The sequence below is a fragment of the bacterium genome (assembly GCA_037143175.1).
GTDB lineage: Bacteria > Verrucomicrobiota > Kiritimatiellia > CAIKKV01 > CAITUY01 > JAABPW01.
The window spans coordinates 1-10981 of the sequence record JBAWZF010000072.1; the positions used below are offsets into that span (position 1 = coordinate 1).

Sequence of the window (10981 nt, forward strand, 5' to 3'; positions counted from 1 at the left end):
ATATTTAATTGATGTGATAATATGAGGAAAAACGGTGTGAAAATGCCTATAAGGCGTATCCGAGGAGCCAGGATCAAGTCTCCATATTCTGCGCTCAGCAGGTTTCTCGCAATAATACCATCCTGCGATCGACCGCCTCACGTTTGGGTTGAAGCCGGATGTCGCTGGGCAGGATGACGGTCTTGTTCTTCAGTCGCATGACTTCGCGTTGTCCCTCAATCCGTTCATTCATCCCATCCCGGATGTGCCAGCGCAGATCATCGTGAAACGTGCCGCGTGCCGGTCCCGGTGCAATCAATTGGCAGTTCATCAGGGGACCGTCTTAGTATTCTCACGGAGTGAGTGATAGGTTGCTTAGTTATTGACTCCTTATCCTTGATAGGTGACCCTCAGGGGTGTCATGTAAGTCAATCTGTGGAGGTGGAGTTGTGATGGGATCGCAAGAACACCTGGACATCTTTTCGCCGAAAGCGCTTCGCTTGGCTTGGGAACGCTATATTCGCACGGGTCAACGTGAGTCCAAGGACTACTTCGGCATTCGGGCGTTTGGCTCTAATTTGGACGTGAATCTCCAGACTCTATCGGTTTCTCTCCAAAAAGGAGAATTCCGCCCAACGCGTCCGCCGAAATTTTACCGGCCGAAGTCCTCGGGGATGCAGAGGACCATTACAATTCTCCCTGTAGCTGATGCCTTGGTTTACCAGGCCGTCGCGAATGATGTTGCGGTGCGGACATATGCCCGCATGGATGAGAATAAGGACTTTGTCTTTGGAACGGTGCTTAACGAGGAAGTGCCACTGGGCCTAAAGTTGCTTGATAAGCCCGATGCGGAGTTTTTCTTCTTCAAACCTTATCTTTCCCTCTACAAAGCTTTCGCCGACTCCGTTAATGAGGCGATTCGGGTGGACAAGGTGACCCATAAGTTTGAAACGGATATCACGGGCTTTTTTGATGCGATCCCACATTATAATTTGCTCGCATTCCTTGGTGATGAATGCGGTCTCCATGAGGAAATCCTGGATCTGTTGGGTGATTGCCTGAACGTTTGGTCTGGTACGCGCGAGGGACCTACCCCTGGTGTGGGCATCCCTCAGGCAACCAGCGCCTCGCATTTCTTCGCAAACTTGTTTCTCAATGATCTCGACAATTTGATCAAGGATCGCGGTTTGCGTTATTACCGGTACATGGATGACATTCGGATATACGGCTACTCTCACGATGATCTTCAGCGTGTCATGGTTGAGTTGGATCGGTATCTGAAACGCCACGCTCTATCACTGAATGCCAAAAAAACTGGTATCGAGAAGTTGACCATTGAAAATGAGGCTGACTCCTTTATTGCATTTGACTATGGGAAGGAACAGGCAGAAGCGTCCGCTCAGACAGATACCAGCGTTGAATTTGCATCCCTGGCTGAACAGGATGGCGCGATTCATGATGATAAAGAAGTTGGGAACTCCAGCCTGAGAAAGAAAACAATTGCGGCCTGTCGCTCTCAATTGCTGGATGTGGCTCGGGTCATGCGCGAGAAGTTGTCACCAGAGGGGCGAAAAACCTTGTCGATCCATGATCGTTCAGTTCAACGTGAATTTATGGGAATGGGATTTCGCTTTCGACAGGCGCACCGGATCCTCAAAGAACTGGGTGTGCCAGTCAAACTGGGAGGGGAGTCAGAGATTGCTGGATGGCTGTTTCTTTTGGATCAGTACTATTGGTTGGCTGACCAATTCTGCTGGTCTTTAGCTCTGTACGAGAATAACAAGACTGTGAAGACACGTCTTCTCGAACTTGCAGAGAAATATCAGTGTTACGAATGGGTGGGACACCATTTGTATCAGTGCCTTGCGTTGAGTCAGGAGTTCTCAACAAAGGAATTGCGGGATATGTTCCGCGCCCTTGATGGCCACAAGGACTGGTACACAAAACGTACAGTCTATCTGTTGTTGCTCCGCCATTCGCGAGATAGCCAGTTCCTGAAGTCGATTGTGGCTCATGCGGCGAATGAAAGCGACCCCGTCCTCAAACGGGAGGTCCTGTCGTGCGTTGAGTTGTGGGGTAAGAAGGGCCTGAGTCGAGAACAACTCATGGATGCACTGGGGGTACGATGAGCTTCTCCGCCCAACGCCTGAAGATGATTGAACAGACCGTGCGCCCGGTATTGAGCGCCTTCGAGGAAGCCTATCTCGTCGAGGCGAAAACTGAAGATCATGACGCCGCTGTTGAGCGGCTTGTCGATCATATCCGCAATGTGGCCTGCCTTTTTGCCTTCAAAAATCCGTTGGGCACTGAGTTCTATGTTGCCAAAGATCATGCCCTGAACTGCTTGGAAATCAGGATCGTTCCGGCGCGGCGCGTCAAGGAATGGGTCAATGATTGTTTGAAATGTATGGACTGCATTTTACTGGTCTACATGAGGGACGTTTTGCACGACCAGATTCCACCCGGTGTCAGCGGTCAAATCAAGGAACGAGATGTTTACGATAAGTATGAGCTCCGAGGTGCTGATCTCGCGAGGGTGGGGGCATGTTTTCACGCGGTGTATCAGAAGCGATCGGCATTGGAGCACGTGCAGTTTGTGTCGCAAGATGGACAGCGACACATCCGCGAGTTGAACAGCAGGAAGCGGTTACAGATACATGAATTTGTCGTTGAGCAACTCAAGACAGCGCTTGATGTAATGCTGCCACTCTACAGAACGGCATTTCCGGAATCCTGTACCGTTCTTGCTTCGAGAACCTCGCCTTGATTGCTCAGACCTATTACTGTAGAAGAAGATTATGGCCATTACGTTGACAGGCGAGCAAAATCGCATTTTGAACCTGCCCCTGAACAATCCTGTTCAGATCAAAGGAGGTGCAGGGAGTGGGAAAACGACGGTGGCCATCTTTAGGGCGCGCCATCTGGTGGCATCATCTCAGGACTGGTTTCGCGATACGAATGTTGCCATTTTTTCCTATACCAAGAGCCTTGTTCGATATGTTGAAAGCATCCTGGGGCCTGATCAACTGTCTTTAACGCCTATCATTGTTGTTACCTTTCATAAATGGGCATACAGCTTCCTGAAACAACGAGGCGTTTGGAAGACACGGAGAGTCGCCGACCAACAGGAAATCGACCAACTGATTGAAGAGGCTAAAATTCCTCTGCGTTTGGAGTATCCCTTAAGAGCGGTTCTCGATAAACAGATCGAATTCTTTCGAGAAGAATTCGCGTGGATTAAAGGCAGACGCCTCCTTAATGAGCAGGAATACAGTAATGCAAAACGGACAGGGCGAGGAACAACTGATCGAGTAACTGCTCAAGACAAAGAAATAATCTGGAAGATGTTTGCAACGTATACTACTCAAATGACAGAAAAAGGGCTTGTTGATTTCGAAGACTTCGGCTCAATTGCGCTCTCCCTTATCGAAAGCGATCCTTCTTTTGTGCCGCCCTTCAGTCATTTGGTTGTTGATGAAGCTCAGGATATGACTCCGGTTCAACTTCTCGTTTTAACACGGCTCGTCAACGCCGAGACGAATAGTATTACTATTGTCGCGGACGCCGCCCAACGCATCTACAAAAGTGGATTTTCATGGTCAGACATCGGTATAAATATTCGTGGCGGTCGCACGGTTGAGCTTAAACGGAACTATCGGAATACTAAACAAATTGCACAGGCCGCAATTTCTCTACTCGCTAATGATCCGCAACAAACGGAATTTTCGGCCCACATACTGCCTGAACGTGATGGTTCACTTCCAAATATAATTTCAGTCAATGACGACCAAAGCCAGATCGAATATATTGTGCGAGTTCTCAGGGACATTGATCTTACAATGTATTCCGCTGTAGTCCTGCACCGGTCGCGCCGCCGATCAAACGAATTGCATATGGTTCTCGCGAAAGAGGGTTTCAGTCCTGTTAGTATAACAGCATCAGAACACGGCAACCTTTCCGATCCTGGTCTTTACACCTGCACAATGCCGTCTGTAAAAGGCTTGGAATTTGACCATGTCATTATATGTGATCTCAATGACGCTGTTGTGCCATATCCTGAGGGGTTCACAGATGAGAACGACGAATTGCACATATCAACAGAACGCCGCCTGCTTTACACATGTATGACGCGTGCTCGGCATTCGTTGACATTGATCTCGTCGGCGCAACCCCCGTGTCGATTTCTTGATGAAATTGATCCAGTAACTGTTCAAAGAGCCGATTCTCATGCAATCCCTTAAGCCCCACTCAGCAGAACTGGAACAGGAAGTGATGGCTCGTGGAATTACACGAGTAACCCATTTCACACCGAGCATTAATTTGCTTAGTATTTTCCAACAGGGGGACTTGCTCTCCCGCAATCAACTCGCCGGTGTAGTAGCCAACCATCCCGAACTTCATCTCAATGATTTTATCGAGATCAATGACAAACTTCGTCTGGACAAGAAGCCAGATTACATCAATCTATCAATCGAACACCCAAATCATTTGCTCCTCGCCAGATTCCGGCAAGCTTGTCGTGAATGGTGTGACAGTTGGTGTGTGATCGCAGTTCAACCTAGATGTATCTTCTATGTTGACACACTGTTCTCGGTAGGTAATGCCGCCTCCTCTTACGCCAAGAGTTGCGGCATTTCTGGATCAGTCTCAGCCTTTCGTGCGCTCTTCGAGGATAGAATTGAAGCTTCTAATTTGAATTCAAGCCGGAGTTTAACTCGCGACAATCTTCGACCATGTATGCCGACCGATGTCCAAGCTGAAGTACTCGTTAAGGACAGACTATCAACGGCTGATTTCATTGCCCTCTATTTTGAGACTAATGAACACATGCAGCGGGCGCGCGGCGCATTGTCTTTGTTCGGAGGAATTACAGTGCCGCAGTGTGCTGTTGAACCAAGTTTATTTAAGGAAAGAAATTAATGGCAACAAGACCGGTTTTCATCGTTCAAACACTCACTCCACCTTCTTTCGGGGTAGTGGTCGAGTTTGTTGATTTTTTATGGAGTCCTGGGATGGCTCGTTCGCAGAAGCAGAAGTGTATTGACTCACTTCACGTGGCTATTAAGAAACAACATCAATGCAATCCACTCGAGATCTCAAGTAAGTCTCGAACCCCTTTAGGGGTTGATTTAAGTGCTTTTAATTTAAGTTTTCGGGATCCATCCGGACGGACTGTGTCTGTGGAGTCTGCTTTTCAAGGCAGCAAGGTCTTTCGTGATGCGGGTCCCTTTCATGCACTTTACGGCGCCGTTGCCCGCGATGCAAAGGGCTTTTTTAAGGATAAAATGTATGGTCCTCTAAAGGCTTTCAATTTCTACGGGAAAATTTGGCCCACACGGCCGAAGACCATTTTTTATGACTGGATATACTTAAACTTTCTGTTTCGCAATCCACCTCTTGCCTCATCCATTCTTAAATACGATGCGTTTACAGATATCGAGTTCAATCCCAAGAGATCTATCAACTGTCAGGCCTTTTCCGCTGCTCTATTTGTTGCTTTGTCGCGTGCGGGACAATTGGATGCCATTCTTAAGGATCGCGCTTTCTACATTGAGACAATGAGATCTCTTCCTGAATGGATCGACGGGACATCCTTTGCCCAGCACCACGAACTTTCCTGCTCTGATATTTGTAAATTGGAGAATTGAAATGAAATTATACCATTTCACCGATGCTTCAAATGTCGATTCAATCATGAAGAATGGACTGCTTAGTTGGCAAGAACTCGAACTTCGACGTATAGACCATCGGCCCGGGTCGAATCGTCTATCCCGTGATCTTGATAAACGGAAGGGACTAGAGGACTATGTTCGATTATCTACATGGCGCAATCACCCCATGGCATGGGTAGCGAAGAAGGACAGGATAGAGAACCTTGTTTGGCTGGCAGTTGACGAAGCTGTGCTTGATCATCCAGACGCACTATATAGTAACACAAATGCGACAGCGAACCGGGCTCGCATAAGTAGAAAACTAGCTACAGCACTGTTAATCGGTGACCGTCAGGCTGAAGTGTTGGTCAAGAATTCTATTGGTCCGGAGTTATTAACGCTTGTTGGAGCTGGTTTTGCGGAAAAGCCGGAGTCGTGGTTGCGTCGGTTTCTGTTGTGGTTGCGGCATATCTAGCTTCCTCAATCAGTGTGAGGTTTGCCTATATAGTTGAATTGCGAATTTCACAACTCCCTGAGCGGCCCTTGGGGTACTTTTGCTCTTGTTAAGATGCAATCGGGTAATGTATGGGTTTGTGGTTGTCCCTAAAATGGGAACAAAAGAGAACGTGGCTACGCCAGAGGCCTGTAGTCGTGGGGAAAATTTATACCACATTGTCTTATCCCTCGCGAGACTGCCCTGAGCCTGCCGAATGGGCTTATGCGAGCTCCCATGGGAGTCGATATGTCCGCTGGAGTACCGTAGGCGGCTGTTCAAACTCTTCCCTGAATTTCATCTATTAGTGGTGAAACCCTCCCCCGGACGCTATTTGTCCACCCCCCTGTGTTAAACACATATTCATTTTGGGCGGGATGTGCCATCGGTTAAAAAGGATCAGTTGTGTTTTTTGGCACGAAGACTAAAAGGTGTATTCATGAATGCTGTTTTACTTTTTGCTGCTACCCAGGCGCCCGTGAAGGCGCCGAGGGTGCGACCAGGGAAAACGAAAGTCCCAGCAAGCCATGACCAGTCCACCCCTGCAACGGAAGATATCTGTCAGGTTGTTCTCCATAATGATGACCACAATGAGGGCGGGCATGTTGCAAGATGCCTCATTCAGGTGTTTGGGCATGGGAAGGACATGGCGGTGAAAATCATGATGGAAGCCCATCGGCGCGGACGTTCCATCGCCGAGGTGGAAGCCGAAACCCCTGCCATCCAGCACCGGGATCAGTTGCGGGGCCTTGGCCTCAGTGCGACGGTGGAGAAGGTCTGATGGCCCCAAGTGCGAAACAATTTGAGTTCATCGATAACTCGCTATTCTTGACTGGTCCGAGCGGGGGGCGGGTGAGATTGCAGTGGTTCCCGGTTCCGGAGGCGCATGTTCAGCTGGCCTCGGGGAAATGGCATCCTTTTGAGCCGGAGTTCCGGATCCTGGCCCCTTCAAACGCGCTGCCATCGGATATCCCGGAATCCGATAAGGTCCTGTTGCAGGATAAGTATGAAGCTTTCCATGCTTTTCGTGCCGAATTACCTGTCATGCTTGCGGAAGCCGTTGAACCCTTTAACTGTTACCAGTGGCCATTGATGCGGCTCCTTAAACGGTCTATCCCGGCACGGGATCTGGCGAAAGCTAATCCGGTCCTGGCCTATGCGCTGGCTAATAATGAGCAGTTTAAGGGGAGCCCCGCCCCGGAAGTCACGATAACCCGGGCCGTCCGGTATAGCCGCCTTAAACAACGTGAGATTCTGGGGACACTGGGGTTCCCCGCAACGGAGGCCATGGTTAAACTCTTCAAGAAAGTGCCGGTGGATATCGTCCATCCTGGCTTGATCCGGAAACTGAGGCAATGCACGACCTCACTTAAAACCCTGAAGATTTTTGCCCATCTTCCAACGCTCACCACGGGTGTTATTTTTCTGGCCGGTCAACCCGGTGGGGCGCATTTATTGACATCTAAGTTGCTCTATGAGGTGGTGGAGTCGCCTGATGAGCAGATGGCGGCCCCTACCGGGGATATGCTTTGCGATATCCTGACGGTGGCGCATGAAATGGATGCCACGAATCGATTGCGGCCGTTCCGTTCCAGGCGTGATGTCGAGACATGTCATACCCGGATTGAACAGTTGCATCAGGAATATCTTGCCCGGAAGCAGCAGGAGATTTTGAACCGGATTAACGGAATTGCCCGTCGTATCGCGGAAGAAAAGCGAAAAATCAGGCCGGCACGATTCCCTCCTCCGCCCATTCCGGGCACGGAGACGATTGTTCCGCTGGAGTCCTATGCTGAGTTGAAAAGGGAGTCCGACACCCAGAACAATTGTGTCGGGCGTGGCCGGACCTATGCAGAGAAAGTGCTGAGCGGAGAGATCTATATTTACCGGGTACTGGCCCCGGATCGGCATACGCTCTCCATTGTGAAGCGAGGTGGTTGCTGGCAGATCGGAGAGCTGCAGATGCACAGGAATTCTGGCTGCACACAGGCCACGAGGATGGTGGTCAATCACTGGCTCAATATGAACCAGATGTCGTTATAAGGTCTTATGCAGGAAATAGTTCAACAATTCGTGGACAGCTTTCAGAAGGCTGTACGGATGGAGATGGAGTCCATGCGGGAGCAGTTGGGGCCATTCGAGGTGCCGGTCAGCACTCCCATCGAAACCGCCACACCCCTGAACAGTGCCTATAGGCTATATGACGTCACGGCAGCGGCCTCCGCCGACAAACTGGTCCTTAATGGCGAATGTACGCTGGCTCATGATGAGGGCGAAATACTGGTTACCATTGCCGCAATAGAGGGGGATCAGCTGACTCTGCGGAGCGAAACAGAAATCCCTCAGAGTTCTTCATCCTGGACTTTGGTTATTTACCCGTGGTTCCTCTATGAGCGGCTTCTGCATACGCTGGAATCCCTGCCGGCCTCCCCTGATTTCCATGCCACGAGTGCGCTGACCTTGTTCGGCAAGCTCCCGCCTGTAATGCAAAGCTCGCCATCTGTCTTCCAAGCCCCTGACCTGAATGGGAGCCAGTGCCAAGCAGTACAGTTATGTTGTGACTCGAATCTGGCCTTCATCTGGGGTCCTCCGGGGACGGGTAAAACGCGTACCATCAGCCATATCGTGATGCAGCTCATGGCGCAAGGACATCGCATCCTGCTCACCTCTACCACCAATGCGGCCATTGATCAGGCGTTGGCCGTACTGGCCACAAATCTTGCGGCACAGGATTGTATGAAGGCTGGTCAGATCATTCGTGTCGGCCAGACTAGTGCCGAGACCTATGGGGCAAGCTTGGGCGAGGTCATCAAGGCGCAGAATGAGGCATTGCGCAAACAACTCGACAGGTTGAAAGCCCACGGCCAACCGGTCGTGGGGCAGATCCAAGAATGCGATAAAGCACTCAGGAAGCTCAAAGGGGCGGTGGGTGGGCACCAGTTGGATATGTTCGACCTGCTTCCCGACGATCCCCTGCATGTTGGCGATATCTCCGGTATCGTCAAATATCGGCTGCTTCATCATATCCTCAGAATGAGTCCTACCCGAAAGCAGGCCTTCATTAATTGCCGGCGCCGTAGACTCGTCAGGGCCAATACGCTCTATCAGGCAAAAATCCATGCTGTTTCTACGAAACTTGCCGGAAAAGAGCAGGCGGTTATGAATAACGCGCGCGTGGTGCTGGCCACTATGACGAACATGTATATCAGTAAGCTGCTGATGGCGCAGCAGTTCGACGTAGTAATTGTAGAAGAAGCCGGGATGGCGGTTCTACCAACACTGTTCTATTGCGCAGGGTTAGCGGCAAAGAAGATCATCGCGGTGGGTGACCCCAGACAGTTGCCCCCGATTGTAGTGGCCAGGGATCGTTATGCGCAGCAGGCAATGGGGCGCAATATTTTTGACGTAACGGTGCCGGACCCTGATCTCAGTAAGGTCGTGGTGATGCTCGATACCCAATACCGGATGCACCCCGCGATCGGCTCGCTTGTCAGTGAGTTGTTTTATGGCGGCAGACTGGTGAGCGATCAAAGTACCTCATCCAGGAGTACCATTGCCGCCTGTCATCCCTATCCGGGCCAGGCGCTGGTCGTTGTTGATACTGAGGGGACAACTCAGTGCAGTAGATCAGAGGGCAGTTACTCCCGGTCCAACAAGCTGACCGCCGAGCTGTGCGTACGTCTGGCTACGGAAGCTTTTCGTGACGGTGTTGAATCTATTGCCATCATAACGCCCTACGCCCAGCAATCACGCCTCATTTCAGGATTACTGGCGGGATCGGGGATCCCCGGTGATATCGTTGAATGCCGGACGGTGCATCGGTTCCAGGGGAACGAGCGGGATATGGTCATTATGGATACCGTCGACACCTTGCCGGAAATGCCCGGGGTCTTGCTGGCAGGCCGTAAGGGTGCCAGTAGCGCTCCCCATCTATTGAACGTGAGCATCTCGCGCGCAAAAGGTAAGCTGGTGATTGTATCGGATGTTGGCTATTTCCACACCCACGCGGCAGGTAGTACAATCGACCAGGTCCTGTCGATGGCCGTACAGGCGGGGGTGAGGGGGGGGGCGTGGTCTATCCACAGTAAGTGCTTAGATGTTAATCGGTTGTGTCTGAAAATGGGGCGGAAAAGTGGTTTAAAAGCCGCTTTTGCTATCTAAAATATAGCTTTAACGAACGTATAGTGTGTGGCAGAGTCATGGGCGCTATGCCCAGGGCTTCTCGATATCTTAGGAGAGGGTATACCTTTCACCTGACGCACCGGTGTCATGATCGGCGATTCCTGCTGAAGTTCGCGCGTGATCGTGAGGTCTATCGTGAATGGCTGAGAGTGGCGGTCCATCGCTATCGCATACCTGTTTACGGATTCTGCATCACAAGCAATCATGTTCACTTGGTGGTCCATGTTGATGATCCGGAGCGGGTGGGGCGGATGATGCAGTTGGTGTCGGGAGCATTCGCGGCGCATAGGAATCGGCGGAAAGGGGAGGAGGGAGCGGTTTGGGAACACCCCTATCAATGCACCATCATTCAGGATGGGCAGCATCTGCTCCACTGTCTTCGATATGTGGATCTGAATATGGTCCGTGCCGGAGTAGTGGCTCATCCTGCGTTGTGGCGGTGGTGTGGCTATGACGAGTTGGCAGGGAAGCGCCTGAGATACCGGATTCTTGATTTCGATCGGCTGCTTGAGAGCCTGGGGATGTCGAGCCTTGAAGATTACCGCCGCGTGCATGAGGAGGGGATTGAGGAGACCATCAGGCGACGAGCTCTGGCTCGGCAGGCAGAATGGACGGAAGCTCTGGCCGTCGGAAATCTTCAGTTCATCGAGCGAGTGGGCTCTATCTATGTGAGCCG

At 50.9% G+C, this 10981-nt stretch carries 10 protein-coding genes; 9 read left to right on the forward strand and 1 reads right to left on the reverse strand.

All coding sequences use genetic code 11. From position 1 onward, the window contains the following. Window positions 1–94: 94 nt before the first annotated feature. The gene (locus WCI03_14185; protein MEI8141001.1) at window positions 95–310 is read right to left on the reverse strand and encodes a hypothetical protein; all 216 of its coding nucleotides are present in this window, start codon (window positions 308–310) and stop codon (window positions 95–97) included. A gap of 121 nt (window positions 311–431) precedes the next feature. Here WCI03_14185 and WCI03_14190 point away from each other — a divergent pair, with 121 nt between their 5' ends. The 9 genes from WCI03_14190 to WCI03_14230 all read left to right on the forward strand — a co-directional run. Beyond that, the gene (locus tag WCI03_14190) at window positions 432–2108 is read left to right on the forward strand and encodes an RNA-directed DNA polymerase (protein ID MEI8141002.1); all 1677 of its coding nucleotides are present in this window, start codon (window positions 432–434) and stop codon (window positions 2106–2108) included. Continuing rightward, window positions 2105–2746, forward strand: coding sequence for a hypothetical protein (locus WCI03_14195; protein ID MEI8141003.1), 642 nt, complete (start codon window positions 2105–2107; stop codon window positions 2744–2746). Before WCI03_14190 ends, WCI03_14195 begins: the two co-directional genes overlap by 4 nt. Window positions 2747–2777: 31 nt before the next feature. Beyond that, window positions 2778–4220 carry a DEAD/DEAH box helicase gene (locus WCI03_14200; protein MEI8141004.1) on the forward strand — a complete coding sequence of 481 codons (1443 nt, stop codon included), beginning with the start codon at window positions 2778–2780 and terminating at the stop codon, window positions 4218–4220. After that, a complete protein-coding gene (locus WCI03_14205; protein MEI8141005.1) occupies window positions 4207–4899 on the forward strand; it encodes a DarT ssDNA thymidine ADP-ribosyltransferase family protein in 693 nt (230 codons plus the stop codon). The genes WCI03_14200 and WCI03_14205 overlap by 14 nt, the downstream gene beginning before the upstream one ends. After that, the gene (locus WCI03_14210) at window positions 4899–5627 is read left to right on the forward strand and encodes a hypothetical protein (protein ID MEI8141006.1); all 729 of its coding nucleotides are present in this window, start codon (window positions 4899–4901) and stop codon (window positions 5625–5627) included. Before WCI03_14205 ends, WCI03_14210 begins: the two co-directional genes overlap by 1 nt. Window positions 5628–6562: 935 nt before the next feature. After that, entirely contained in the window at window positions 6563–6904 is a 342-nt protein-coding gene (locus tag WCI03_14215; GenBank protein MEI8141007.1) for an ATP-dependent Clp protease adaptor ClpS, read from the forward strand. Next, entirely contained in the window at window positions 6904–8166 is a 1263-nt protein-coding gene (locus WCI03_14220) for a PcfJ domain-containing protein (GenBank protein MEI8141008.1), read from the forward strand. The genes WCI03_14215 and WCI03_14220 overlap by 1 nt, the downstream gene beginning before the upstream one ends. 6 nt (window positions 8167–8172) lie before the next feature. Next, entirely contained in the window at window positions 8173–10284 is a 2112-nt protein-coding gene (locus WCI03_14225) for an AAA domain-containing protein (protein MEI8141009.1), read from the forward strand. A gap of 47 nt (window positions 10285–10331) precedes the next feature. Then, a partial coding sequence (locus WCI03_14230) for a transposase (GenBank protein MEI8141010.1) occupies window positions 10332–10981 on the forward strand: 650 nt, incomplete at its 3' end.